The sequence below is a fragment of the Cytobacillus sp. IB215316 genome, assembly GCF_033963865.1.
Classification (GTDB): domain Bacteria; phylum Bacillota; class Bacilli; order Bacillales; family SM2101; genus Nanhaiella; species Nanhaiella sioensis.
Map to the genome: position 1 here is coordinate 35,727 of NZ_JAXBMC010000001.1, position 25,184 is coordinate 60,910.

Annotated in this window: 29 protein-coding genes and 1 riboswitch; of the genes, 16 read left to right on the plus strand and 13 right to left on the minus strand. The window is 34.7% G+C overall.

Annotation, left to right across the window (positions count from 1 at the left end):
• Window positions 1-162: 162 nt before the first annotated feature.
• A complete protein-coding gene (locus tag SLH48_RS00170) occupies window positions 163-516 on the plus strand; it encodes a YidH family protein (RefSeq protein ID WP_214483722.1) in 354 nt (117 codons plus the stop codon).
• Window positions 517-655: 139 nt separating this feature from the next.
• A complete protein-coding gene (locus SLH48_RS00175) occupies window positions 656-2,176 on the plus strand; it encodes a cobyric acid synthase (RefSeq protein WP_320256607.1) in 1,521 nt (506 codons plus the stop codon).
• A 228-nt stretch (window positions 2,177-2,404) separates the two neighbouring features.
• On the opposite strand, the gene SLH48_RS00180 is transcribed toward SLH48_RS00175, so the two are convergent.
• On the minus strand, window positions 2,405-2,875 hold the full coding sequence (locus SLH48_RS00180; protein ID WP_320256608.1) for an S-ribosylhomocysteine lyase: 471 nt from the start codon (window positions 2,873-2,875) through the stop codon (window positions 2,405-2,407).
• Between the two features lie 345 nt (window positions 2,876-3,220).
• Here SLH48_RS00180 and yidD point away from each other — a divergent pair, with 345 nt between their 5' ends.
• From yidD to SLH48_RS00195, 3 genes are all read left to right on the plus strand, one after another.
• The gene (yidD, locus tag SLH48_RS00185; protein WP_320256609.1) at window positions 3,221-3,472 is read left to right on the plus strand and encodes a membrane protein insertion efficiency factor YidD; all 252 of its coding nucleotides are present in this window, start codon (window positions 3,221-3,223) and stop codon (window positions 3,470-3,472) included.
• A gap of 238 nt (window positions 3,473-3,710) precedes the next feature.
• Window positions 3,711-3,863 carry a DUF1540 domain-containing protein gene (locus SLH48_RS00190; RefSeq protein ID WP_214483718.1) on the plus strand — a complete coding sequence of 51 codons (153 nt, stop codon included), beginning with the start codon at window positions 3,711-3,713 and terminating at the stop codon, window positions 3,861-3,863.
• Window positions 3,864-3,946: 83 nt separating this feature from the next.
• Complete coding sequence (locus tag SLH48_RS00195) at window positions 3,947-4,141, plus strand: hypothetical protein (RefSeq protein ID WP_320256610.1); 195 nt, start codon at window positions 3,947-3,949, stop codon at window positions 4,139-4,141.
• 243 nt (window positions 4,142-4,384) lie between these two features.
• Here SLH48_RS00195 and ytzI read toward each other — a convergent pair whose 3' ends face one another.
• Together ytzI and SLH48_RS00205 are read right to left on the minus strand one after the other, a co-directional pair.
• Window positions 4,385-4,534, minus strand: a complete 150-nt coding sequence (ytzI, locus tag SLH48_RS00200; RefSeq protein ID WP_320256611.1) for a YtzI protein — start codon at window positions 4,532-4,534, stop codon at window positions 4,385-4,387.
• A 235-nt stretch (window positions 4,535-4,769) separates the two neighbouring features.
• Window positions 4,770-5,030, minus strand: coding sequence for a DUF6154 family protein (locus SLH48_RS00205; protein WP_214483716.1), 261 nt, complete (start codon window positions 5,028-5,030; stop codon window positions 4,770-4,772).
• 189 nt (window positions 5,031-5,219) lie between these two features.
• On the opposite strand from SLH48_RS00205, the gene SLH48_RS00210 reads away from it, so the two are divergent.
• Complete coding sequence (locus SLH48_RS00210) at window positions 5,220-5,618, plus strand: holin family protein (protein ID WP_214483715.1); 399 nt, start codon at window positions 5,220-5,222, stop codon at window positions 5,616-5,618.
• A gap of 79 nt (window positions 5,619-5,697) precedes the next feature.
• Window positions 5,698-6,036, plus strand: coding sequence for a hydrolase (locus tag SLH48_RS00215; protein WP_214483714.1), 339 nt, complete (start codon window positions 5,698-5,700; stop codon window positions 6,034-6,036).
• A 381-nt stretch (window positions 6,037-6,417) separates the two neighbouring features.
• On the opposite strand, the gene SLH48_RS00220 is transcribed toward SLH48_RS00215, so the two are convergent.
• A complete protein-coding gene (locus SLH48_RS00220; protein ID WP_214483713.1) occupies window positions 6,418-7,221 on the minus strand; it encodes a DUF6612 family protein in 804 nt (267 codons plus the stop codon).
• A 245-nt stretch (window positions 7,222-7,466) separates the two neighbouring features.
• Between SLH48_RS00220 and ytkD the strand changes: the two genes are divergently transcribed.
• Window positions 7,467-7,943, plus strand: a complete 477-nt coding sequence (ytkD, locus tag SLH48_RS00225) for an RNA deprotection pyrophosphohydrolase (RefSeq protein ID WP_320256612.1) — start codon at window positions 7,467-7,469, stop codon at window positions 7,941-7,943.
• Between the two features lie 113 nt (window positions 7,944-8,056).
• Here the strand turns inward: ytkD and SLH48_RS00230 are convergent, their stop codons facing one another.
• From SLH48_RS00230 to SLH48_RS00240, 3 genes are read right to left on the minus strand one after another with little or no spacing between them, the layout of a single operon-like run.
• On the minus strand, window positions 8,057-8,863 hold the full coding sequence (locus SLH48_RS00230) for an ABC transporter permease (protein ID WP_320256613.1): 807 nt from the start codon (window positions 8,861-8,863) through the stop codon (window positions 8,057-8,059).
• Window positions 8,841-9,620 (minus strand): ABC transporter ATP-binding protein, encoded by a 780-nt coding sequence (locus SLH48_RS00235; protein WP_320256614.1) that lies wholly within the window; start codon window positions 9,618-9,620, stop codon window positions 8,841-8,843. Before SLH48_RS00235 ends, SLH48_RS00230 begins: the two co-directional genes overlap by 23 nt.
• A gap of 13 nt (window positions 9,621-9,633) precedes the next feature.
• Window positions 9,634-10,626: an ABC transporter substrate-binding protein gene (locus SLH48_RS00240; RefSeq protein WP_320256615.1), complete on the minus strand. Its 993-nt coding sequence runs from the start codon at window positions 10,624-10,626 to the stop codon at window positions 9,634-9,636.
• 389 nt (window positions 10,627-11,015) lie between these two features.
• Here SLH48_RS00240 and SLH48_RS00245 point away from each other — a divergent pair, with 389 nt between their 5' ends.
• Both SLH48_RS00245 and SLH48_RS00250 read left to right on the plus strand, forming a co-directional pair.
• Entirely contained in the window at window positions 11,016-11,804 is a 789-nt protein-coding gene (locus SLH48_RS00245; protein WP_214483708.1) for an alpha/beta hydrolase family protein, read from the plus strand.
• A gap of 53 nt (window positions 11,805-11,857) precedes the next feature.
• Window positions 11,858-12,100: a DUF2584 domain-containing protein gene (locus SLH48_RS00250; RefSeq protein WP_214483707.1), complete on the plus strand. Its 243-nt coding sequence runs from the start codon at window positions 11,858-11,860 to the stop codon at window positions 12,098-12,100.
• Window positions 12,101-12,330: 230 nt separating this feature from the next.
• Here SLH48_RS00250 and pckA read toward each other — a convergent pair whose 3' ends face one another.
• Window positions 12,331-13,926 carry a phosphoenolpyruvate carboxykinase (ATP) gene (pckA, locus tag SLH48_RS00255; protein WP_320256616.1) on the minus strand — a complete coding sequence of 532 codons (1,596 nt, stop codon included), beginning with the start codon at window positions 13,924-13,926 and terminating at the stop codon, window positions 12,331-12,333.
• A 235-nt stretch (window positions 13,927-14,161) separates the two neighbouring features.
• A riboswitch (SAM riboswitch) is annotated at window positions 14,162-14,307 on the plus strand.
• A 164-nt stretch (window positions 14,308-14,471) separates the two neighbouring features.
• Between pckA and metK the strand changes: the two genes are divergently transcribed.
• Window positions 14,472-15,680, plus strand: coding sequence for a methionine adenosyltransferase (gene metK, locus SLH48_RS00260; RefSeq protein WP_320256617.1), 1,209 nt, complete (start codon window positions 14,472-14,474; stop codon window positions 15,678-15,680).
• Window positions 15,681-15,872: 192 nt separating this feature from the next.
• Here the strand turns inward: metK and SLH48_RS00265 are convergent, their stop codons facing one another.
• Window positions 15,873-16,079, minus strand: a complete 207-nt coding sequence (locus SLH48_RS00265) for a hypothetical protein (protein ID WP_320256618.1) — start codon at window positions 16,077-16,079, stop codon at window positions 15,873-15,875.
• A 503-nt stretch (window positions 16,080-16,582) separates the two neighbouring features.
• On the opposite strand from SLH48_RS00265, the gene asnB reads away from it, so the two are divergent.
• Window positions 16,583-18,478, plus strand: coding sequence for an asparagine synthase (glutamine-hydrolyzing) (gene asnB / locus SLH48_RS00270; protein ID WP_320256619.1), 1,896 nt, complete (start codon window positions 16,583-16,585; stop codon window positions 18,476-18,478).
• A gap of 295 nt (window positions 18,479-18,773) precedes the next feature.
• Here asnB and SLH48_RS00275 read toward each other — a convergent pair whose 3' ends face one another.
• Both SLH48_RS00275 and SLH48_RS00280 read right to left on the minus strand, forming a co-directional pair.
• Window positions 18,774-19,472, minus strand: coding sequence for a C39 family peptidase (locus tag SLH48_RS00275; protein WP_320256620.1), 699 nt, complete (start codon window positions 19,470-19,472; stop codon window positions 18,774-18,776).
• A gap of 283 nt (window positions 19,473-19,755) precedes the next feature.
• A complete protein-coding gene (locus SLH48_RS00280; RefSeq protein WP_320257133.1) occupies window positions 19,756-20,274 on the minus strand; it encodes a gamma carbonic anhydrase family protein in 519 nt (172 codons plus the stop codon).
• A gap of 369 nt (window positions 20,275-20,643) precedes the next feature.
• Here SLH48_RS00280 and SLH48_RS00285 point away from each other — a divergent pair, with 369 nt between their 5' ends.
• Together SLH48_RS00285 and SLH48_RS00290 are read left to right on the plus strand one after the other, a co-directional pair.
• The gene (locus tag SLH48_RS00285; protein WP_320256621.1) at window positions 20,644-21,444 is read left to right on the plus strand and encodes an alpha/beta hydrolase; all 801 of its coding nucleotides are present in this window, start codon (window positions 20,644-20,646) and stop codon (window positions 21,442-21,444) included.
• Between the two features lie 17 nt (window positions 21,445-21,461).
• The gene (locus tag SLH48_RS00290) at window positions 21,462-22,559 is read left to right on the plus strand and encodes a tetraprenyl-beta-curcumene synthase family protein (protein ID WP_320256622.1); all 1,098 of its coding nucleotides are present in this window, start codon (window positions 21,462-21,464) and stop codon (window positions 22,557-22,559) included.
• Between the two features lie 80 nt (window positions 22,560-22,639).
• Here SLH48_RS00290 and SLH48_RS00295 read toward each other — a convergent pair whose 3' ends face one another.
• Together SLH48_RS00295 and SLH48_RS00300 are read right to left on the minus strand one after the other, a co-directional pair.
• A complete protein-coding gene (locus SLH48_RS00295) occupies window positions 22,640-23,212 on the minus strand; it encodes a class I SAM-dependent methyltransferase (RefSeq protein ID WP_320256623.1) in 573 nt (190 codons plus the stop codon).
• A complete protein-coding gene (locus SLH48_RS00300) occupies window positions 23,209-24,171 on the minus strand; it encodes a TIGR01212 family radical SAM protein (protein ID WP_214483697.1) in 963 nt (320 codons plus the stop codon). The genes SLH48_RS00295 and SLH48_RS00300 overlap by 4 nt, the downstream gene beginning before the upstream one ends.
• Window positions 24,172-24,388: 217 nt before the next feature.
• Here SLH48_RS00300 and SLH48_RS00305 point away from each other — a divergent pair, with 217 nt between their 5' ends.
• The gene (locus tag SLH48_RS00305; RefSeq protein ID WP_320211001.1) at window positions 24,389-24,652 is read left to right on the plus strand and encodes a YtzC family protein; all 264 of its coding nucleotides are present in this window, start codon (window positions 24,389-24,391) and stop codon (window positions 24,650-24,652) included.
• Between the two features lie 27 nt (window positions 24,653-24,679).
• Window positions 24,680-24,850: a glycogen biosynthesis protein GlgD gene (locus tag SLH48_RS00310; RefSeq protein ID WP_320256624.1), complete on the plus strand. Its 171-nt coding sequence runs from the start codon at window positions 24,680-24,682 to the stop codon at window positions 24,848-24,850.
• Window positions 24,851-25,184 lie beyond the last annotated feature (334 nt).

Consider the following 25,184-nt stretch of genomic DNA (forward strand, 5'->3'; position numbering starts at 1 on the left):
CCATTGAGACTATTTTAGGACAGCATCAAATAAATTGATGCAATTGACGTCATATAACATAAGAAAAGATACCAGGACCGCTTGGCTTAAGCGTATTTTAATTCTTAGAGGGAAAAGCAACAAACGATGTGAAAATAGCCATAATTTAAGAAGGTGAATTTTATGAAGGAAACGACTGATTCAAAATATATACAACAACATTTAGCTAATGAAAGAACGTATTTAGCTTGGATTAGAACTGCAATAGCTATTATTGGAGTGGGTTTTCTCATTGCAAATTTACATTTTACGTTTCCACGAACTATGACAAAGTCTGTGAGTTTTATTGCGAATATTGTTGAAATTCTATCTGTAATATTGGGGATAGCCACAATCATTTTTTCTACAAAGAACTATCTACAAAAACAACATGATATAAATGAAGGGACATTTCAATCACCAAAGTTATTCATTTTCTTTTTATCTTCATTCTTTATTGTCATCATTATAATTTTTACAATTTATTTCTTGTTGTAATTACAAACTCTCGGGTTTTGATATAAACATTGAAACAAATTTTTCTCAAATTCACAAAATATTGAGTTTGTTTTGTTTCAGAACACAACATTTTATATGATCTAACATGATAATAATCTATTAAATTGAGGGGATAACAGTGGAAAAAGGATTTCCAATTATGATTCAGGGTACACATTCAGATAGTGGAAAAAGCGTAATTGCGACAGCATTTTGTCGGATGTTTGCTAATGCTGGATATAAAACAGCACCCTTTAAATCACAAAATATGGCTTTGAACTCCTATATTACACAAGATGGTAAAGAAATAGGGAGAGCACAAGGCGTTCAAGCTGAAGCTGCTCGTGTTCTACCAACAACAGATATGAATCCCATATTAATTAAACCTACTGGAGATAGCCAATCTCAAATTGTTGTGCACGGTAAGCCTATGAAAAATATGAAGGCTACCGAGTATCGGCAAGATTTCTTTGAACAAGGCTTACAGATTATTACTGATTCATATCAGAGGCTTGCTGAAAAATATGACCGCATCGTGATTGAGGGAGCAGGAAGCCCAGCAGAAATAAATTTAAATGACCGAGAGCTTGTTAATATGCGGGTAGCCAAAATGGCTAACGCTCCTGTAATCTTGGTTGGGGATATTGACAAAGGAGGGGTATTTGCGAGCTTAGTTGGTACATTACAGTTACTTACAAAAGAAGAGCGTGACAGAGTGGTAGGTGTAATAATTAATAAGTTTCGTGGAGATATAAACTTATTAACATCAGGGCTAACATGGTTCGAAGGTTATACGGGTAAAAAAGTATTAGGTGTGGTCCCTTTTATTCCTAAGCTTCATATAGATGCCGAAGATTCTGTTGTTTTAGATACATACAATAGGTCTCAAAATGGTGTAAAAGATATTGATATTGCTGTCATAAGGTATCCATTTATCTCAAATTTTACAGATATAGATCCATTTCATATTGAAGAAGATTGCCATGTGAGGTTTGTCTCAAACATAGAGGAGTTGGGCAAGCCAGATTTAGTTATTTTACCTGGAAGTAAAAATACAATTGATGATTGTACATTTTTGCATAATAGCGGATTGACAGAGGGGATTCAGTACCTTCATCAAGAACAAAATACGCTTATTTTTGGCATTTGCGGTGGTTATCAAATGCTAGGTGAAATGATTGAAGATCCATTTTTAATTGAAACATCACAAGTTAGTTGTCATGGGCTAGGTATTTTACCTATTCAAACGACAATTACAAAGGAAAAGAAGACGACCCTTTCTGAGGGTTATGTGGAATTTGAAGATGAGCAAGTATTTGTAACAGGATATGAAATACATATGGGAGTGACTAGCAAGCTTAACCAATGTAATCCTTTTGTTATTACAGGCAAACATACAGATGGATGTGTAAAAGGCAAGTATGATGTCATCGGCACATATTTTCATGGTATTATGCATAATGATTTATTTCGAACAAAGCTGTTGAATCACCTTAGAGTTAAGAAAGGTTTGTCGCCGATTAATTTGCGTCCATCATTTAATGGATTAAGGGAGGAAAGCTTTGAAAAATTAGCTGAAATCGTAGAACAACATCTTGATCTTGACACTATTCAAACAGAAATGAAGAAATTCAGTAACAACTTTAGTGGAATGAAGTGATTTGTCTTTTATACGGGTCAGACCCCACAACATATAGTACTTATTTATACTATATGAAGTGAGGTCTGCCCTTTGTTAGATTTGGTTTTGTGGAATAGATTGATAATTATCATACTAAGAAAAAACTGTATATACAGTTTGTGCGATGTTGTCTTCTTTATAAGCACGTCGATTTTATCCAGCTGAGTTTTTCAGTGAAAATAGCACACAGTCTTTCAGAAGAACATGTTAAAATACTTGGTGAAGGTCTTCCTTGGTTTGTTCTAACCAAAAACGCATAAGGCGTTTAGCACCTTCAAGGTCATGTAGCTTCGCTTGACCACATTGTTTTTCGTTCGCAGCTGGAATTTCAGTAATTTCTACAGCCTCTTTAAATGTATCTTCTAATAAATCAATGATTTCACTTACAGATGGTTCTCCACTGACAACTAAATAGAAGCCAGTTTGACATCCCATAGGAGACACATCAATGATATCAAAGTGGTTGTATCTTTCAGCATATTTACGAATATTAAAAGCTAATAAATGTTCAAGTGTATGAATGGCGTCAGGGTTCATCGCCTGTTTATTTGGCTGACAAAAGCGAATATCAAATTTATTGACTAAACCGTCGCTTCCTACTTTGTGAACGCCACAATGTCTTACAAAAGGCGCTTTTACAATACAATGATCTAATTCAAAACTTTCAACAGATGGCATGGATGACCACTCCTATATAAATTGTCATTTTTTCTTTTTTTATTATACATGTCCAAGCACAAATTTTCACTAATGATGATTGTGTAATGAGTCCCGATAAACATAATATTTTCTATACAGCTAAAAATAGTATATCATTTATTAAGGCTGTTTTCGCATTCATTGTTGCTTGTTCGTAAAAAGGAGCTAAACACGTATACAACTAACCTTTGGGGCATCTTTTCTTCTCCAAAGACTATAAAAACCATATAATACACTTCAGTTACTCATATGTAAAGTAAAGAAAAGTCACAAGTTTACGAAATGACCTTTATTAAAGGTATTATAAAGTTAGGGTGAGTCACTTTGCTTAAAAAAATATTTATTGGATTTATTCGTTTTTATCAACTTGTTATATCGCCTTTAAAACCACCAACATGTCGTTTTTATCCAACTTGTTCTCACTATGGACTTGAAGCTATTAAGCGCTTTGGACCGCTAAAGGGTGGCTGGTTAACAATGAGACGCATTGTAAAATGTCATCCTTTTCATCCGGGTGGCTTTGATCCAGTACCAGAAAAAAATTCATCAATGCATCCATCAAAAATTGAGAAGTAGGATACTTACCGACATTGTTTTTGCATAGATTGTTGTTTTGTATACTAAAAATACATGGACAATAACTTTCGTTATTGGATATTAAACAGCTTCTGTTTGTTTAGAAAAAAGAAATCCAATTAATTTATGCAAATGAATGTAAAGTGAATAGGGGTAATTTTACAATTATTATATGGTATGAAAAATTCCTAAAAACAAATGATATATTATGTATCATTTTTTTAGGGGGTAAGGAATTATGGCAAAAGATGTTTTATGTGAGGTAAATAATTGTCATTATTGGAAACAGGGAAACCAATGCAATGCGCAGGAAATATATGTAATTAGCCACAGTGGTACTTCTGCAAATAGCACAGAAGAGACAGACTGTAGAACATTCACACCAAGTTAATCATTTTTCATAAGGAAAATAAGCTGGCGCAGGCTCTTCATCGGGTCTGCCCTATTTATTTATTCACTAAGGAGAGATAAATGATGGTTATGAATCAAGAAAGTCTAATTAAGGCGTTTAAAGAAGAAGCTAAGTATGCTAATCAATTAACATTTCCATCGTGTGTTGATTCATTTGCTAACATTTGGGAACATGAATTTGGATCTTTGGACGGTCTACCAAGCGATGTAGATGATTTAATCGCTCATCGTGCAGTTGAACTAGGGTTAATGGAGTGAGGTTTACATATCGTGAAAAGTTTAACATAACTTAATATTAAAGGAGGGTCTTTTATTCTCTCCACGGAACGAAAAATTTATGGTAATGTTTTATTGTACTTGCCCCACCTCTTCCAAGGTGGGTTTTTTGCAATTTAGTTACTAAACTGTCAACTGTTTCATCGATAACAATAACGAATAGTAAGATCAGTTTTTGGCTTGTACACAATGATTTGTAATTTATGTAAATATAGCAGTTGTTAGTTAAGGTGTTTTATCTTCGGTTTTGATATTGGGGTTTTCTTGTAAATCGTCAACTGTATGCTCATATTGATATGCTTTTGAGGTTGTCATTAAGGTTATAAAAAGAACACCAAGGACGATAATAATTGATATTATTAAAACAGCAAGCAAAATTTACCCTCCTTCATGAATACTCATAATGACCGAATATGTTGTTTATAAAAGGCTATTTTCGCATAGTTTGTTTGTTTTTCGTATAAATAATATAAATACGTATACACCTAGATTTCGTGTCATTTTCTCTTACAACGATGACTGTTGGGTAAATCGACATCTATATCTTCTAGTTTAGGAACTGTTACAACAAAGTTTACGAAAAGAGTCTTATGAAATGAAGGAGAGAAAATCAATGAAGATTTCGTAATTCAGAAATGGATGATCGTCTGTTATTACCTACTCCATCTCGCGCTATTTTCCCCTTTAGCTTTTCAGTGATATATAAGCTAACTAAACCAACTAATTCATAATCACTTAGTTCCTCAACCATTGACAAGATATCATTTCGATCTAATTGTTCTAGTAGCGCCAATGTAAGAATTTCAGCATCTTCTTCGTCACCTGTTAATTTATGACGATACATATCATAAAGTTCATCGACTAACTTCATTCTTCTCACTCCAATATATTGATTATCCTATAGTCTATGACTGTCAAACAAAATAAATTCATAATAATTAGGTTACAATGTCCACTTTATAAGGCATTCACTCAATCAATATGTTAAGTTTCTCATAACTTGAAGTAAGGGAAAAGCTTAATTTCACTTGTTAACCAGATATCCAAAGAAAGGAAGGTAATGTTGGAAAAATATATTTTTATCGTGGCTTTTTCATTTTTATGTTCCACAGTGACATTCCTATTCGGTGGTTGGGACAAATTAATGGTAATTTTACTCGTATTTGTAATCATTGATTATGTGACCGGAATGATATCTGCAACTATAGAGGGGTCTTTGTCCAGCAGAATAGGGTTTAAAGGAATTATGCAAAAGATATTTATATTTGCATTAGTTGCAATTGCTCATTTAATAGACCTCATTCTAGGAGAATATCATTTTTTACGTGATACCACAATCTTTTTTTATCTTTCTAATGAATTGCTATCGATTATTGAAAATGCCGGAAGGGCTGGAGTACCTGTTCCAAAAGTTCTTACTCGAGCGATTAAATTGTTAAGAGATCGCAATAATCAGTAAGCAAGAGGGATATATTATGTGTATATTTTACTCTTGATAGAAAAACCTATATTTAAGCAAATATAGGAGTTGAATAATTATGAGTAAAGAGAAGGAAGCTTATTATATCTCTTTAGGAAGTGGAGAAATTTCTAGATTAAGTACAGCATCTCCTTGGAATTATAAAGTATTTGCAACAGACGAAGAAATTACAACATTACGTGAATATTTTGACCAAAATTATTCAACAGAATGGCAAAATTTTTTCAGGGCACACATCCCGTATATTCAATATCATGATGATAAACAAAATGACGCCTATGATGAAACCCTCGAAAAAATACTTCAATTAATTTACCAATTAGGGGATAAAAAAACTAGAGAATTTATTGAAGAGCAAGGACTGTTACATGATGTATTTTTCAATGAAAAAACATAAAATGTATTACTTGTATAGTTTATGTCGTGAGTAAAGCTGTGGAGAAGTGCACTGAAATTCATAGTACAATAGGTGGGTTTGGAACGACAAATTTTAAGATAGGTTCTTTCTATAAAATTGTTTAATTTTTTCTAAATTAAAGACTGTTTTCGATTAATTGTTGATTTTCGTTCCTAGCGTTCGTGTCATCTTTTCTACTACTAAAATTATCGAGTTTTCATAAGACCATCATACTGTCCAGTTTTAGAAAAAAATAGTAAAAAAGTTAACGAAAAGAGCCTAATCAAAGCAGTTTCTTGGTGCTTTGTTAGAAGAGGTGAAGGTGCCTTGGAACACTTTATGGAGAAAGGTCACTCTTAACTATGAGTGACCTCAATATGATTAAAAAGGACTTTCAGTTGCTGTGTTTATAACTTCTTCAGGAACAGAAATTTCATTGACTTCATTAAAGTTAGAGTATTCACCTGTCATTTCTTGGTAGAATCCGACAGTCTCTCCCTCCATTGTCATCGTTGAGTCCATAATCATTGAAATATTTTTTGGATAGTAAGTCTCTTTATCAATAGTTATCTCATATTCTAACGTTGAGATAGTCATATTCTCCATTAATTGGTCTATATCGTCTGCCATTCCAGCACCAGCAAGTTGATCCTGTGGAATCATTGAAGTAATTAAATCTTTCATTTTTTCATCTGTAGAAGAAAGTTTAAAGATGTATTGGCTATCTTCTTCGATAAGTTCAAAATCATCAACAAACTTTTCCATTTGCTTCAGAGAATTGATAGGTGATTGTTGATTATCAGCCATTTGCATAATGTTTTCAAATTGCTCACTAGGAAGTTTTTGCCACATGTTACTCATTGAATCATACATGAAAAATCCTTCATCAGTAAAATATGATTCTGTATCTATATTCATCATATCGCCCATAGATATAGACATCTGTTGATACATCGTTAGTGGTTCTTGCACCATATCTAAATAAATTTCCATGTTTTGGGGCATACTCTCTGTTCCCACTTCAATTGTTTGATCCATTACCATATCAACTGAAAAACTATTTAGATCTTTAGCAGCTTCCATTGATTTGTTAAACAAATCATTTACATCAGCATCTGATGAAGAACAAGCTGCGAGTAGTAATATAAAAGATACAGCAAACATAGTAGTTATTAGCTTTTTCAATATCGTTCCTCCTCATAAAGTGTATACTATGTATACGATTTAACATAAAGGAAGTTTCACAAACCTTATTTTTAATATATATTAGTAGATAAATCTGGGAGATTTGTTTGATTCGTTCCTCAATATGTATTATAACAAGTGTACTTTTAATTGAAAATAAAAATTTACAAATCTTACTAGTCATGATAAATTTAATAAATTATGTTAATATTTTTATAATTAAACAGTTGGAGCGGAGAAGTGCAATGGAAATACAATTTAAGGACTATTATTTTAATGATGTTTACCTCTCATTTGACAATCATCCATTTTCTTTATCTCCTAAGCATGTATGGGTCATATGTAGGTTTTACAAACAATGGCTTGTAACAAATCATGCTACACGAGGTCTAGAATTTCCTGGAGGTAATGTCGAAGAAGGAGAAACTCCAGAACAAGCGGCAATTCGTGAAGTGAAGGAGGAAACAGGTGGTAACATTATTGATCTTCGGTATATCGGTCAATATATGGTGATGGGAAAAGAGAAGAGGATTATAAAAAATATCTATTTTGCAAATATCAATTCAGTTGAGGAACAACCAACATACTACGAAACAAAGGGGCCTGTGTTACTCGATCATCTCCCTGATAATATTGCTTATAATGATTCTTATAGCTTTATCATGAAGGATGGGGTACTACAAAATAGTCTTAAACGAATAAGAGAATTAATTAATGAATAACCAATAAGCTCGCAACAAGGTCTATATATCTTCAGGTCCTTGTGCGAGCTTTAAATGTCTTTAGCTTTCGATTAGGAAGACTGTTGCACATTTCTTTTACCCTTTAGCTCCATTTAAACATCTTTGATCAGTTTTCTTTCTAGGTATTCAACGCCATGGTACATAATTGTAGCAAAAACTGCAATAATTAATAAACTTAGGAGAACGAGTGTGAAGTTAAATACTTGAAAACCATATATAATCATGTACCCAAGTCCTTTACCAGATACTAAAAATTCCCCTACGATTACACCAACCCATGAAAGTCCTACATTGACTTTAAGTGTCGAAATAATCGTTGGAAATGAAGAAGGAAGTACTGCTTCAAAAAATGATTGTCTTTTGGAAGCTCCAAATGAGTGTAATACTTTTAAATAATTTGGATCTAACTCTTTAAAAGAGGTATAAACAACAATCGTTGTAATAATTACTGATATGATAGTTCCCATAGCGATAATGGAAGTAAATCCAGGTCCTAAGGCAACGATTAATATAGGTCCTAGTGCAACCTTTGGCATCGCATTTAAAATAACAAGGTAAGGGTCTAGTATGTTGGAAAGGCGTGGTGACCACCATAAGAGTGCAGCCAAGATGGTTCCTAATAAGGTGCCTAAAATAAAGCCAAGCACGGTTTCGAATAATGTGACACCTATATGAACAAATAGCGTCCCATCTGTTACTTTTTCAATTAATAATTTTGTGATTTTTGAAGGAGAACTGAATAATAGTGGATCTATCAACTTAAAGTAGCTAGCTATTTCCCAACTTGAAAAAAATACAATAAAAATGAGCAGTTGATAAATTCTTACTACGCGTTTTTCTTTTTTTAGCTGATACAAGTATTGGGCATGAAGGTCGCTATATTTTGTTTGAGATGTCAAGTTTATCCAACTCCTTCCAAACCTTCTGGAAAAGATCAGCATATATGGGGTGTTGCCTTGCATTAAATGGAGGTAGTTTACTTAATGTGTTTGGAATAACGAATGTTTCGGATATTCTACCTGGATTTGCATTCAGTAATATAATGCGGTCGCTCATTGCAATTGCTTCTCCAATATCATGTGTTACAAGTAGGGTAGTTTTTTTGTATTCCTTTAAAGTGTTTGATACGAGATCTTCTAATTTAAGTTTCGTTTGAAAGTCAAGTGCAGAAAAAGGTTCATCTAGTAAAAAAATTTGTGGGTCAGTAACTAAAGTTCTAACTAGCGCTGCTCTTTGACGCATCCCCCCAGAGAGCTGCCTTGGGTACAGCTTTTCGGTTCCCTCTAACCCGATTTCTTGTAATAGTTGAATAGCTTTCTCTTTTGTTCTCTCACATAACTTATGATTGAGTTTTAATCCTAATAAAATATTTTCTTCAATCGTTCTCCAAGGAAATAAATAATCTTGCTGGAGCATGTAGCCGATAGTGTGGGCAGCTGCTGTCACTTTTGTGTCTTTTAGAAGAACATCACCTTTAGTAGGCTGTAAAAGTCCAGCAATAATGGAAAGTAGCGTTGTCTTCCCACAGCCACTTGGTCCAATAAATGAAATAAATTCCCCTTCGTTAATTGCTAGGTTAATATTTTCGAGTGCGGTGGTTGCTGATGATTTAGAAAAGTATGTGTGATGAATATTGTTGATTAATAAAAAACTCATGAATCATCACCTCTTATTTGGACATCACCTTTTCGGCAATATCAGTGTTGACTAATGTTTCATGATCTACTCGTAAAGGTAGTTCACCAGCTTCGTCCATTATGTCCTGAAGGTTATTCCATTCAGTTGCATCTAAAATTGGATTGGTTGCATATGAGCCTTGACTTTTGTATCGATCAACTACTGTTTCAATTAATTCTATTGATGTATCCTCAAAAAAGCTATGAATTGATTGAGCAATTTCTGCTGCATCATGAGAGTCAACCCATTGTTGTGCTTGATATATCGCTCGAGTAAATTTTTCTATTGCTTCACTATTCTCTTCCATAAAGCTGTTTTTTGCCATAAAAGTAGTATATGGGACATATCCAGACTCCTTGCCAAATGATGCAATAATATATCCTGTTCCTTCTTGTTCAAATATACTTGCTGTTGGTTCAAAAAGCTGCACATAATCTCCTGTTCCAGCTGCAAATGCGCTTGCAATGTTAGCAAATTCAATATTTTGAATTAAATCTAAATCTTTGTGTGGATCAATACCTTGTTTCTTCAACACGAACTCTCCAACCATTTGAGGCATGCCACCTTTGCGTTGACCGAGGAAAGTACTTCCTTTCAGTTGATCCCAGGAAAAGTTATCGATGTTTTTGCGTGAAACTAAAAAAGTCCCATCCGTTTGAGTTAGTTGAGCAAAATTTATTACTGGATCATTAGCATCTTGAGCATGGACGTATATTGTCGTTTCTGAGCCAACTAATGCAATATCGGCACCGTCAGATAGTAAAGTAGTCATCGTTTTATCGCCGCCCCATGTCGTTGTCAACTCTACCTCCAGCCCTTCCTTTTCAAAGAACCCTTCAGAAAATGCGACATACTGTGGAGCATAAAATATTGAATGGGTTACTTCAGCAACACGTAATTTTTGTATTTGTTGTTCATTACACCCAGACAATGGTATGAAGATTAGAAATGCTACAAGAAATATAAAGCTTATTTTTTTCTTCATCGCCAGTTCCTCCTATATACTTTTCTAAGCTAAGATAGTTTATGAAGCACCATTCGAAAAGGTGAACGCCTATGAATGTCACTTCAATACTTACACTGTTTGAATGTAGTTGTTGACATGTGAAAATAGTATGTAGAGAATTTAACATAGAAGCTAATAATAACTTTAGTTACTTATTTTGATTGTTTACCCAGGGATTGTTGTTTTTCGGGCCTAAGAGATAAATTGTTCTACAACCATCCTCTTGTTATCATCTTGCTTCTCAAAGTCTACCTAACTGTACAGAATTAGTAACAATTGTTGCTTTATTAATTCATTGTGGGTATCGCAGCATAAACAACATAAATACTCTGCCATGCTATATTCTTAAGTAGAAGGAGGAGATCAGCTTGGAATGTAGAGATGGACATATTATTGAAAGACAACGGCTACCTTCGCCTAATCCAAATATCCATTTATATGAATTAACATATTTAAGTAAAGGTTTGAAAGTGAAGGGATTATTAGCTGAACCGAAAAACGTTGGTAAGTATGATGGTTTTTTATATTTAAGAGGTGGAATAAAAAATGTTGGTAAAGTTCGAGTTGGACGCATCGTCCAATTTGCTTCAGAAGGTTTTGTAGTCATGGCGCCCTTTTACCGTGGAAATCAAGGTGGAGAAGGTAATGAGGACTTTGCTGGAAATGATCGGCACGATGCCGTTGCAAGTTATCGAGTACTAGAACAGCTTGAAAGCGTTCATGAAGATAGGATTCACGTTTTTGGTTTTTCACGAGGAGGTGTCATGGCGCTTTTCACAGGGATTATAGAACACAATGTAAAATCAGTTGTCACTTGGGGTGGTGTTTCTGATATGACGCTTACATATAACGAAAGAATTGATTTACGACGTATGCTGAAAAGAGTTATTGGAGGAACGCCTAATAAATATCCAGATAGATACAAAATTCGTACACCTCTTTTTATGCTAGAACAAATACATGCACCAATTTTAATTATCCACGGTAAAAACGATAGCAATGTGACCATTCAACATGCATATAGACTTGAAAATAGACTGAAAGAGCTTAATAAAAGCGTAACTACATGGTATTTTGACGAATATACTCATTACTTTCCTCCTGCTGAAAATAGAAAAATTGTAAAAAGACTTACTGAGTGGATGAAAAATCAATAAACACCATGATAAAATAGTCATAAAAGGATAACTATGTTAAAGGAGCGTTTAAAATGGGTATGCCTCTTGAATTAAATACAATGATTGTTACGAAGGGAAAAGAAAAAAGGTTAGGAGAAAATATTTTCACTCTTGAAAAAACAGGTTACCGTCTATATCCACTCGACATCCCATTAGAGGTAAAAAGAACTATAGGGGGAGATATAAGTGGAGAAGGGGTTATTGATAAGGTGGAATTAGCAAATAATAAAACTGTGATCACTTACCGGCTGATTTCTTTACATTCAACAAACTAAGGAATGGAGATACTATATCGAGCAAAAACAAAGCTGTTTTGCATTTTGAGGTTGTTGTACAACATATAACAGTAAGAATACAGCAATCCTAGTCGAATGATTAAAATAATACTAACCTTAGTAAAGAGTAAAAGGGTCAGACCCATTTCAATTGATGGGGTCAGACCCTTTATTGTTATCATTATTCTAAGTATCGTGCATGATGAAAGTGTAATTAGAGTAGTAAGTAATTAGTTAGCTGTTAATGGAGGTCCACCTAATTGTCCTATCTTCTCATCAATATTATTAAACTTTTTGAAGTTTTCCTGGAATTTTGCTGCTAGTTCAGTTGCTTTATCAACGTATTCTTGCTGGTTTGCCCATGTTTTTATTGGCTGTAGTACATCATCAGGAACACCAGGAACATGTAATGGTATTTCTAAACCAAATATACCTTCTTTTATTGTTTCAACGTTGGTTAATTCTCCTTCTAAAGCAGAACGAACCATTGAACGAGTAAATTCAAGCTTCATTCGGTTGCCTACACCATATTCTCCACCAGTCCAGCCTGTATTCACAAGATATACTTGAGCACCATGTTCATCAATCTTATCACCTAACATTTTTGCATACCTAGTTGCTGGCAATGGTAAGAATGGTGAACCAAAGCAAGTTGAAAATGTAGCTTGTGGAGAAGTGATTCCTCGTTCTGTTCCAGCAAGCTTACTCGTATATCCACTTAGAAAATGGTACATTGCTTGTTCCTTCGATAGTTTACTAATAGGAGGTAAAACACCGAAGGCATCAGCTGTTAAAAAAATGATCGTATTAGGATGACTTGCAATGCTAGGAAAAATGATATTATCGATTGCCTGTATAGGGTAAGCAGCTCGAGTGTTTTCTGTAAGAGAAGAATTGTCATAATCAGGGTTTCTTGAGCAATCATCAACGATGACATTTTCTAGTACTGAACCGAATCGAATCGCATCGTAAATTTGTGGTTCTTTCTCTCGGGATAGGTTTATACACTTGGCGTAACAGCCACCCTCTATATTAAACACTCCATTTGCTGACCATCCATGTTCATCGTCCCCTATTAATCGTCTGTTGGCATCAGCTGAAAGGGTTGTTTTACCCGTTCCTGACAACCCGAAGAATAAAGCGACATCTCCTTCTTGACCAATATTGGCTGAACAATGCATGGATAAAATCTCTTTTTCAGGGAGAACATAGTTCATAACAGAAAATATGGATTTTTTCATCTCACCTGCATACTCTGTTCCACCAATAAGTACTGTGCGCTTTTCAAATGAAATAATAATAAATGTTTCCGATCTCGTTCCATCAATTGCAGGATCTGCTTTAAAATTTGGTGCAGAAATGACAGTGAAGTCAGCGATATGCGATTGTAATTCCTCCTCAGTAGGACGAATAAATAGCTGATGTGCAAATAAATTGTGCCATGCATATTCATTAATCACTTGAATAGGAAGTTGGTATTTTTTATCAGCACCTGCGAACCCATTAAATACATAAATTTCATCTTTGTTAGCTAAATAATCGAGTACTTTATTATAGAGATTGTCAAAAGATTCTTGTGAAATAGGCTGATTTACTGTTCCCCAATCTATTTTACCTTTTGTAGATGGTTCATCTACAATATATTTATCTTTAGGTGATCGTCCAGTATATTTTCCTGTTGTAGATAGTATGGCACCTGAAGAAGTTAAAGTGCCTTCTTTTCTATTTAACACACTTTCAACGAGAGTAGGGACGGATAAATTGTGTAATGTATTTTTACGAGCTAGTAAACTTGATAATTCGCATGATACACTAACAGAATTCATGATCAAAACCTTCCTTTACGTTTTAATAATGTCGTTAACAATTCATAACTTAAAAATAGTATAACACATTAACTCAAATAGTCTATACTATTTATAATTATTTTATACTGGATTCAACATAATCGTACCATTCTTTGTAAAAGATACATAACGAAAATTTAATGAACAATTCAGCTCTTAACTATGTTGACATGTAACGGTTTACTACGTTAATATATTGTGTTGAACGGATACTCTCTTATCCCGAGCTGGTGGAGGGACAGGCCCTATGAAGCCCAGCAACCATCACTATATTTTCAGATTATGAGAAAATAATCTGCTTTGTTCTTAATGTGATAAGGTGCTAACCTGGTGCAAGGCACTTGTCTTGAACGATAAGAGTGAAAGGCGTGAATCGAGTATCTCAAACCTTTCCTCATGATTTGTAGGAGAGGTTTTATTTATTTCCAGTAAAAAGTTTGAAATTTTGGAAAGTAATATGGGAATGAGTTCCGTTTCAAAATATAACTATATGAAGTGGTTGCTTCATAAAGGAGGAAAAAGCTATGACAAAAAAACGTCACTTATTTACTTCTGAATCTGTAACTGAAGGTCACCCTGATAAAATTTGTGACCAAATATCAGATTCCATTCTTGATGCTATATTAACAAATGACCCTAACGCTCGTGTTGCATGTGAAACGACCGTGACAACAGGGATGGCCTTGGTTGCTGGGGAAATTACTACATCGACGTATGTTGATATTCCTAAGATCGTACGTGAAACTGTACGGAGCATTGGCTACACACGTGCAAAATATGGTTTTGATTCAGAAACCTGTGCGGTATTAACATCTATTGATGAGCAGTCTCCTGACATTGCAATGGGTGTCGATCAAGCACTTGAAGCTCGTGAAGGGTCAATGACAGATGAAGAGATAGATGCGATAGGAGCTGGTGACCAGGGCTTAATGTTCGGATATGCTTGTAATGAAACAAAAGAATTAATGCCGTTACCAATCTCATTAGCTCATAAATTAGCACAACGCTTAACAAAGGTAAGAAAAGAAGAAATTCTTCCATACTTACGACCTGATGGTAAGACCCAAGTAACTGTTGAGTATGATGAAAATGATAAACCTGTTCGCATAGATACGATTGTAATTTCTACTCAACATCACCCTGAGATCACATTAGAACAAATTCAACGAAATATTAAGGAGCATGTTATAAACCATGTTGTTCCTAAAGAATTGATTGATGCTGATACAAAATACTTTATAAATCCGACAGGTCGATTTGTAATAGGTGGCCCACAAGGAGACGCTGGATTAACAGGGCGTAAAATAATTGTTGATACGTATGGAGGATATGCCCGTCACGGTGGGGGAGCATTCTCTGGTAAGGATCCTACAAAAGTTGATCGATCAGCTGCATATGCTGCACGTTATGTTGCGAAGAATTTGGTGGCAGCTGGCTTAGCTGATAAGTTGGAAGTTCAGTTAGCGTATGCAATCGGCGTTGCACAGCCTGTATCCATTTCAGTTAATACATTCGAAACAGGTAAGGTTGCTGATGAAGTGTTAGTTGACCTCATTCGTAATAATTTTGATTTACGTCCAGCAGGGATTATAAATATGCTTGACTTACGACGTCCAATTTATAAGCAAACAGCAGCATATGGTCATTTTGGACGCACTGATGTTGATCTTACGTGGGAACGTACTGATAAAGCAGAAGTGTTAAAAGAACAAGCATTATCTCGAAGTAATTAATAAAGGTTGTTTTTGCAATGATTGTTGCTTTTCATATTAAGGAATCATTATTGCTGTTCTATTTTAATGATAATAGCTACAAAATATACGAAAATTACCTTAATAAATAACTAGTGCATATCCCACATACAACATATTCTGTATGTGAGATATGCCCTTACTATGAATGACAATATTTTTTATAGGTAATAACTAAGATGGACTCTTAACTTCTGCCACATTAGGAAATATCGTTTTAACACTATCAGCATAAGGACAGTAGTATACGAATATCTCATAGCCATTAATATCTATAATTCGTTTGCCAAAAGGAAACAAAGACAAGTTCTGAATTTCAAGTTCTAGGTTAGGAAAATTTTCGTAAATGAATTTTAGTACCTCATGTTCACGGTAGTCCACAAGTAACCCTCCTGATTTTTCAGAATTTTACAAACTATTTCTCTACTCTTATAAAAAATTCCTTTATAAATGAAAGAAAATAATTCATACTAAGCGAAATATAGGAGAGTTAAATTTTTGCCGCTGGCTGTTTTGACATTGATTTTTGTTTTTTCTTCTAGGATTTTAGGATGTATATATCTAGTGTTCGTGGCATTTTTTCTTCTGTACAACGATGACTAACATATAAAACAACTTTTTACGGAACTAGTTTGGTACCAACAACAGAGTTTTACAAAAAAGCATTTAGTAAACATAGCAATTTTACAAAAAAAAGCATTTAGTAAACATAGCAAGTTTACAAAAAAAAGCATTTAGTAAACATAGCAACAAAGTTTACGAAAAGAGCGTTTCTGATTAGACAAAAAGGAAAATTGTGTATACTACTAACACTGCTCAATTCACTAGCTAAATATGATATAATTCTTAAATATATAAATACGAATTAGTAGGTGACTTACATAATGTGTGGATTCATTGGCTGTGTAAACAATACAGCAAATCATCAACGTAACGAAAATGACAAAGCTTTGTTTGAAAATATGAATAATATTATTACTCATAGAGGACCAGACGATGAAGGGTTTTATTTCGATGAACATATACAGCTAGGTTTTAGACGTTTAAGTATTATTGATCTTGAAGGGGGACATCAGCCTCTTACTTATGAAAATGAACGTTATTGGATAATCTTTAACGGTGAAATATATAATTATGTAGAGCTTCGTGAATCTTTAGTCAAGGAAGGCTTTCATTTTAATACGAGCTCTGATACAGAAGTTATATTAGCTCTTTATAGCCACGAAAAGGAAAAAGCTGTAGAAAAGCTAAGAGGAATGTTTGCATTCGTCATTTGGGATAAAGAGACGAAAACTATATTTGGGGCACGGGATCAATTTGGAATTAAACCGTTTTTCTATATGGAGCAGGATGATTTAACATATTTTGCATCAGAAAAAAAGAGTATTTTGGCAGCGCTGAAGAACGGCTTAATAAACTATGAGGCATTGCAAAACTATTTAACGTATCAATATGTACCTGAACCGGAAACGATGTCATATGGCATTCGTAAATTGGAGCCTGGGCACTACTTTACAAAAAAAATTGGTGAGCCTATGAATATCTCACAATATTGGAAAGCCAGTTTTCATACGATGCATAAGTCAGAGGATAAGCTCATCAAGGAAATTCGTGATGTATTATACGATTCGGTGAAAATACATATGCGTAGTGATGTGCCTGTTGGATCCTTTCTTTCAGGTGGAATCGATTCTTCGATTATCGCATCAATAGCAAAGGAATTTCACCCTAATATAAAAACTTTTTCTGTAGGCTTTGAACGTGATGGTTTCAGTGAAATAGATGTAGCGAAGGAGACAGCTGCAAAGCTTGGTTTGGAAAATATAAGCTATGTTATCTCTCCAGAAGAGTATATGCAAGAGCTTCCAAAAATTATTTGGCACATGGACGATCCGCTTGCTGACCCTGCAGCAGTTCCGTTATATTTTGTCGCCAGAGAAGCCAGAAAACATGTTACTGTTGTATTATCTGGAGAAGGTGCAGATGAATTGTTTGGTGGGTATAACATTTATCGTGAGCCGCAATCTCTTGAAATGTTTAGTAATTTACCTAACTTTGCAAAATCTGCTCTTGCTAAAATTGCTACAATGTTACCGGATGGTGTGAAGGGAAAAAGTTTTATTGAGCGAGGAATAACACCAATGGAGGAGCGGTACATTGGTAATGCCAAAATGTTTGAAGAAGCAGATAAACGTAAGCTTTTACGTGACTATAACTCACAACTAGACTATCGAAAAATTACAGCACCATTTTATGAGGATATCCAAGGCTATGAACCTGTAAACAAAATGCAGTACATTGATATTCATACGTGGTTGCGTGGTGATATTTTATTAAAGGCAGATAAAATGACGATGGCTCATTCACTTGAATTACGTGTTCCCTTTTTAGATAAAGAAGTTTTCAAAGTGGCTTCAAAAATTTCACCAGAAATGAAAACAGCTCAAAATACAACGAAATATATTTTACGCAAAGCTGTTGAAGGAATTGTACCAGCTCACGTGCTACAAAGAAAGAAGCTAGGTTTTCCAGTACCAATTCGTCACTGGCTGAAAGATGAGATGTACGATTGGGTAAAACAGATCATTCAAACTAGCGAAACAGATCATATCTTTAATAAAGAGGTACTTTTATCACTACTAGATGATCATTGTGCTAATAAGGGTGATTACAGTAGGAAAATTTGGACAGTTGTTATATTTATGATTTGGCATCAGGTGTATATTGAAAAGAAGTTTGATTTCGAGTCAATGTATGAGCAAGCAAATGAAACAGCTTAAACGATAAGATAAGTGCAAGTGTATTGCACTCTCACGAGAAGCGCTAGAGTTGACTCACTCGAAGGCGCTTTTTGTCTTTGGAAAAGAATGGTGTAGCGAGGTTAAGGGATAATCTCTAAGCACTTAATGTAGCTTAAATAAAAATTTTTTGTTGCTATTATTACTTATATAGAAGAGTTAGAACTGCTTTTAGGTGACATTCATTTTAACGAAGAAAAAGGATCCTCCAAGCGCTAGTCATTGTGATTATTTTGCGAGAATGCGAAAACAGACATGCATGAAAAAAGCCAGGTCATTACTCCATGTAGGTAATGGCCTGACTCCCCATTTGTTGCCAAGCTGCGATGAAATGGTCTCTAGGAACTTTTTTATTTTTTTCGCCAGTAAGAGGGTCATTAAAATAGATGAACTCTGAATCGTATCCTGTAATTAGAACCGAGTGTTCAAAATAAGTAATTTTTATTTTTCCATTAGGAGTTTCCCAGTGTTCAAATTTATCATTAGATAATTTTTGATATGTAGTATTAGTAATCACCCATACAGGTGATCCAATTGATAAATACATTTCAATTTCTTTGAAGTCACGATCAGTTAGATCAATAATCTTTGAAGGTAAATATTGATCTGCAAGCTGTTTTATTGGTTTAACATACACACCATACCCTCTGTTATTACGATTATACATATCTCCTACAAACCCATTGTTTGGATGCCCGTAAGAAATAATGCCATTTTTCTTTTTGTATGGTGTTGGATCTTTTGCTATTTTTTCAGCTAATTCCATTTTATCAACAACGACACCCGCATATTGTAAAAACATTGCTAATGCCGTTACTTCACAACCACGAGGAAGTTCAGGAAGTTGTGAAAGTGCTGGTGCTTGTAATAGTACAGAATCTTTGATTTTTATCATCGTATTTTGTATGATTTCAACATCATTTTCAGGTGCTTGAGCTTCTACCGAAGTATGATTTGCTTCTCTCAATGTCGACACAGGTAGTTTTTTTATGAGCAAAATAATACATATTATGAATAGAATGAGTATACAGGATATAATTGTTTTCTTTGCTTTTTTTTGAGTTTTGTATAGGTATACAAGATACCCAATTATGATAATAATTAGTAGCCAAAATAAAAATATCATTTTTTCTCCTCAAATATTATATAATACAAGTCAATTGTAGCCATTGTAATTCTATTGTTGAATTTATGATTTTCTGCTAGAATATCCCCACTTTAAATAGAATAAATATTTCAACTTTAGCTGCTCTGCAGTATTATTGTTTATCTTGTAGACTCTTATAATATTGGCCCTTCTCTACATATTCACTGCGAATTCTGTGCATTTCCTTTAGATCATCTTCAGTTAATTTCCTAATAACTTTTGCAGGACGCCCAAAGGCTAATGTATACGGTGGGATTGTCTTGCCTTGTGGTACAAGGCTTCCCGCTCCAATAAATGCGCCTTCTCCAATCTCTGCCCCATCAAGAACAATTGAGCCCATACCAATTAGTGCTTTTTTTCGAATAATTGAGCTATGGAGAATCACCTGATGGCCAACTGTCACATCATCTTCTATAATTAAAGGTTTATTGGGACTTTGATGTAAAACAGAGTTATCTTGAATATTAACACGGTTGCCTAAAGTAGTCGGTGCAACATCACCACGAATGACAGTATTAAACCAAATTGAGCACTCATCACCTATAGATACATCACCAGTGATTGTCACGTAATCAGCAATAAATGCTGTATTTGCTATTGTAGGGGTTATACCCTTGTACGGATAGATCATGTTCACAATCCCTTTCATTAATAGTAATAAACGCATTTCAATCTGTCCAGCTTCAGTGCCTATCTCCTCGAGTCGCTTCACCAATACACCCGAAGTCAAAAAGCGCCTTCATGTGTATTGGTTCCAGCGCTTGTCGGAGATGAACAAGTCACTTCCGCATTTCAATCTGTCCAGCTGCGCCTCCTAGCCTCTCGAGTCGTTTCGTCAATGCCCATAAAGGAAAAAGCGCCTTCATGGCAATTTACTCCAACGCTTGTCGAGACTGTACAAGTCGGCTTCGCATTTCTTACTAAGTATAGTTTTAAATAAGTGTAACAAATTATTAACACATTCGAAATGAATTTATTATACGATTAAGGGGGGATCATAATGAGATTATGGCATGCTGAACAGCCTCTAGGGGTGATCGTGATCATTCATGGTGCTTGTGAGCATATAGGAAGGTATAAGTGGCTTCTGGAGATGTGGAGGTCGATCGGTATGCATGTTGCGATGGGGGATTTACCTGGACAAGGTACGTCAAGAAGAAGACACCGAGGTCATATTGATTCTTTTGATGATTATATTGAGGAAATAGAAATGTGGGTGCAAGAAGCACTTACATTTAAACTCCCTGTTTTTATATTAGGTCATAGTATGGGTGGACTTGTTGCAATTAGAGCCATGCAGGAAAAACAATTACCTATTCATGGTTTAATGCTATCTTCTCCTTGCTTAGGGCTAGTGGAACATCCTCCAAAGGGTTTGGAGTGGGTCTCAAAGGGGTTAAATTACCTATTTCCTGAAAAACTGTTTGAAGCAAAGTTGTCTGCTGAAATAGCAACTCGTAATAAAGATATTCAAGAGCAGGATAATAATGATTCTTTGTACGTTACAAAAGTGTCGGTTCGTTGGTATCATGAATTATTAAAGGCAATGAAACTTGCTTATCGAAATATTCATAAACTACCAGATATACCGTTGTTGCTAATGCAAGGTGGTAGCGATAAAATTGTTGATAAAGTTGTTGTAAAAGAATGGTTTGATCACGTAAAATGTACAGATAAAACATATAAAGAGTGGATTGGCTTATACCATGAAATATTTAATGAACCAGAACGTGAAAATGTGTTTAACTTCGCAAAAAGTTTTGTTGAAAAAGAAATTAAGCTATATGAAAACTTGAATTGATACATAGAGGTGATTTTTTGAAAATACCAAGTGAACCAGTAGGCTTGATGAAAAAAGTGTATAAAGAGGTATTACCGACTGTACATCATTATTTAGCATATTGGCGACACAAAGCGGAAAACATACCGAATAAAGAGCTTAGAAAGCAGGCAATTGCTAGCATAAATGACAAGACATTTCATTGTGAAGGTGGATCTATTTTGGCACTGCTTGCGAAAGAGCACCTGGATGATTGTATAGAATTTATTGTCGCATATCAAACGATCAGCGATTATTTAGATAATTTATGCGATCGCAGTACATCACTTGATCCAAATGATTTTCGTGCCTTACACAATTCAATGCCGCATGCACTTACGATTCACAGTGATAAGGAGAATTATTACAGATACCGTGATGAACAAGCTGATGGTGGATATTTACATGATTTAGTAACTACTTGTCAAAGAATTTTACAAAAGAGTAAGCATTATGAGCAGATTGCTCCTTATTTACTAGAGCTTTCTCTTTACTATTGTGATCTACAAGTCCATAAGCATGTAACTGTCGAAGAAAGGGTACCACGTTTAGAAAAGTGGTTTGAAGATTATGAATCGCAGTTACCAAAAATGGAGTGGTACGAATTTTCAGCTTGTTCAGGATCTACATTAGGAATCTTTTGTTTAGTTGCCTATTCATTTAATGACTATTTTGAAGAAGGTATGGCACAAAAAATTCGTAATAGCTATTTTCCTTATATTCAAGGTCTGCACATACTATTGGATTATTTTATTGACCAGGAAGAAGATCGACAAGGTGGAGATTTGAATTTTTGTTTTTATTATCAGAATCAGGAAGAAATGATTCAGAGATTTATCCATTTTGTTGAAGAGGCAGATAAAAATACAGCTGGGTTACCTGACGAGAAGTTTCATCGTCTAATTAACAGAGGGTTATTAGGCATTTATTTATCAGATGAAAAGGTTAGTAAACAAAAGGATGTTAAGCAAGCAGCTAAGAAGATTATTAAACTCGGCGGATCAATATCAAAGTTTTTTTATTTTAATGGTCGAGCATATCGAAGGCTACAACGTTGGAAACCAAATTTGAATGTAGCGACAGCCAAACCGAATTAGGGTATACCATTTTGTTGTAATTCGGATAAAGAATTAATTTTCGTGAAATAACATGACTAAAGCCCAATTGATATTGGGCTTTAACGTTTTTCAATGGCTATAATGAACGGTGGATTATTAATTTGATTAATAAACTTATATTGTAATACACTGGCATCCTTTTGATTGAGGGTGGAAGCGTAATGTAATATTTCATCACGTTCAATTTTCCCTTCAGGGTGCCCAGAATAAATAACAATTATAATAATTCCTCCTACTGCCAAAACCGATAACAACTGTTCTAGAGCTTGAATCGTGCTAGTGGGCTTTGTTACAATTTCCTTATTTCCTCCAGGCAAATATCCTAAATTAAAAACAGCTGCTTTTATATGACCGTGTAGCTCAGTTGGAATCGTATCGATGATCGTATCATGACTAGCCTGATATAGTGTAACGCCGTTATAAACATTATGAGTTTCTAACAGCTTCGTTGTACTTAAAATTGCTTGTTCCTGTATATCAAATCCATATATATGTCCAGATTCTCCGACAAGCTGGGATAGAAATAATGTATCATTACCATTTCCAACTGTTGCATCAATTGCGAGATCACCTTTAGATAATGTTGCTTGTAATAATGTTCTCATATACGGTAAGACACGTTCTAATTTCATTTAATGCTCACCTTGTGTACTGCGTGCTTACCTTGATAGCTGTCACGACGCTTGAGTTCCGCATCAATTGCGTTAAGAACTTCCCACTTATTCACACTCCACATTGGACCAACCATTAAATCGATTGGACCATCACCTGTAATACGGTGAATGACCATTTCAGGTGGTAATATTTCCAACTGGTCACATACTAAATTGACATAATCCTCGAATGATAAAAATTCAAGTAAGCCCTTTTCGTATTGTTTGACCATAGGTGTCCCTTTTAACAAGTGTAATAGGTGAATTTTCATGCCTTGAACGTCCAATCCAGCAACAAATTTAGCCGTTTCCATCATCATTTCGTTTGTTTCTTGAGGTAAGCCATTAATTATATGAGAACAAATATTAATATTGTGCTTTCTAAGCTTCTGTACGCCCTCAACATAGCAAGCTAAATCATGTGCTCGATTAATAAGATCGGCTGTACTTTGGTGCATTGTCTGTAATCCTAGCTCCACCCATAAATATGTTTTCTCGTTTAATTCTGCTAAATATTCTACTACATCATCAGGCAAGCAATCAGGTCTTGTTGCAATTGATAGTCCAACAACTCCATCTAAATTTAACACGGATTCGAATTTTTCCCTTAAGACATCAACAGGGGCATGTGTATTCGTATATGCTTGGAAATAAGCTAAATACTTACCGTCTTTCCATTTATCATGCATTTTATTTTTTATTGAATGAAATTGCGTAATAAGATCATCAACACGATTTCCTGCAAAATCTCCTGAGCCTGCTGCACTACAAAATGTGCATCCTCCATGTGCAACAGTGCCGTCTCGATTGGGGCAGTCAAATCCCCCATCTAAGGCAACCTTAAAAACTTTATGGCCAAATGTTTGTCGTAAATGGTAATTCCAAGTATGGTATCGTTTATCATCAGTAGCATATTGAAATAGGTTATTCTGAGTCAAGTCAGTAACCTCCTTATAAAAATTTCCAAAGAATAGCACAAATAGGCTGTAACTTAGCCAACGTCCATATCTTAAGCATTTTATCACGATTAATAAAATTTATACAAATGTAATTATTGTGTTGGAAATGATTAGATGGAGTCTTAAATGATAGAAAAGAACGAATAGGTAAAACTAATTATTGAATTAAATTGAAATAAAGGAGGCAAGTAGCGAGATGGCTACACGTCAGTCAGTACAAGAATTTATTCACAGATGTGAAGAAACATTAAACTTTGCGGAAGAGCAACTAACTGAGGCGAGAAGACAAGAGCATTACAATGATTATGAGTTCTCTCAAGCACAGCAGCAGCTGGAGAATGCAAATAATGATTTAGCTCATCTTGCCCTTAGCTGTAATGCCCAACAAAAAGAACAATTGCACAGAATGCGGCTACAAATTCAGGAACTACAGAACGAGATGATCTTACAAGATCATTAGGAATATTCAATATAGCTGGAGGGTATTATGAAAAAAAGATCTAAACAAAACAATCCTGAGCAGAAAACGAAAAATGGAATAAATAATAATAATAATGATATTGAATTAGGTCGTGAGTTTGATCCTAAAAAAATTGCTAAGCAAAATTACGCCGAAAAGGGGCAACCAGTAACATCAAAACAACACAAAAATAAATAAAGTAAAAATAATTAGAAAGCAGTGTTAGCAATTATGGACACTGCTTTTGTTAGGCTTTTTTCGCAAACTCTGTAGCTATGTTTACTAAAGGCTTTTTTTTTGTAAACACTGTTGTCGTTACCAAATTAGTACCATAACGGTTTTATATGTTAGTCATCGTTGTCCAGAAGAAACAATAACAAGGATGCTAGTTGTCTATCTGGTTATTTCTTAATACGAAAAAAAACAATCCATGAGAAGATGGCATTACTTTACTTGGACAATATGACAGTTTTATGAAAGCTTATTAATTTTTTATGGGACTATATATGCAAAAATAAGCAATAACCAATAT

Bases quoted from the DNA above. Each gene is read 5' to 3' on its own strand.
- SLH48_RS00170 (WP_214483722.1), top strand. From the start codon at position 163: ATGAAGGAAACGACTGATTCAAAATATATACAACAACATTTAGCTAAT.
- SLH48_RS00180 (WP_320256608.1), bottom strand. From the start codon at position 2,875: ATGCCATCTGTTGAAAGTTTTGAATTAGATCATTGTATTGTAAAAGCG.
- SLH48_RS00190 (WP_214483718.1), top strand. From the start codon at position 3,711: ATGGCAAAAGATGTTTTATGTGAGGTAAATAATTGTCATTATTGGAAA.
- SLH48_RS00195 (WP_320256610.1), top strand. From the start codon at position 3,947: ATGGTTATGAATCAAGAAAGTCTAATTAAGGCGTTTAAAGAAGAAGCT.
- SLH48_RS00205 (WP_214483716.1), bottom strand. From the start codon at position 5,030: ATGAAGTTAGTCGATGAACTTTATGATATGTATCGTCATAAATTAACA.
- SLH48_RS00210 (WP_214483715.1), top strand. From the start codon at position 5,220: ATGTTGGAAAAATATATTTTTATCGTGGCTTTTTCATTTTTATGTTCC.
- SLH48_RS00215 (WP_214483714.1), top strand. From the start codon at position 5,698: ATGAGTAAAGAGAAGGAAGCTTATTATATCTCTTTAGGAAGTGGAGAA.
- ytkD (WP_320256612.1), top strand. From the start codon at position 7,467: ATGGAAATACAATTTAAGGACTATTATTTTAATGATGTTTACCTCTCA.
- SLH48_RS00235 (WP_320256614.1), bottom strand. From the start codon at position 9,620: ATGAGTTTTTTATTAATCAACAATATTCATCACACATACTTTTCTAAA.
- SLH48_RS00240 (WP_320256615.1), bottom strand. From the start codon at position 10,626: ATGAAGAAAAAAATAAGCTTTATATTTCTTGTAGCATTTCTAATCTTC.
- SLH48_RS00250 (WP_214483707.1), top strand. From the start codon at position 11,858: ATGGGTATGCCTCTTGAATTAAATACAATGATTGTTACGAAGGGAAAA.
- pckA (WP_320256616.1), bottom strand. From the start codon at position 13,926: ATGAATTCTGTTAGTGTATCATGCGAATTATCAAGTTTACTAGCTCGT.
- metK (WP_320256617.1), top strand. From the start codon at position 14,472: ATGACAAAAAAACGTCACTTATTTACTTCTGAATCTGTAACTGAAGGT.
- asnB (WP_320256619.1), top strand. From the start codon at position 16,583: ATGTGTGGATTCATTGGCTGTGTAAACAATACAGCAAATCATCAACGT.
- SLH48_RS00280 (WP_320257133.1), bottom strand. From the start codon at position 20,274: ATGATCTATCCGTACAAGGGTATAACCCCTACAATAGCAAATACAGCA.
- SLH48_RS00285 (WP_320256621.1), top strand. From the start codon at position 20,644: ATGAGATTATGGCATGCTGAACAGCCTCTAGGGGTGATCGTGATCATT.
- SLH48_RS00295 (WP_320256623.1), bottom strand. From the start codon at position 23,212: ATGAAATTAGAACGTGTCTTACCGTATATGAGAACATTATTACAAGCA.
- SLH48_RS00305 (WP_320211001.1), top strand. From the start codon at position 24,389: ATGGCTACACGTCAGTCAGTACAAGAATTTATTCACAGATGTGAAGAA.
- SLH48_RS00310 (WP_320256624.1), top strand. From the start codon at position 24,680: ATGAAAAAAAGATCTAAACAAAACAATCCTGAGCAGAAAACGAAAAAT.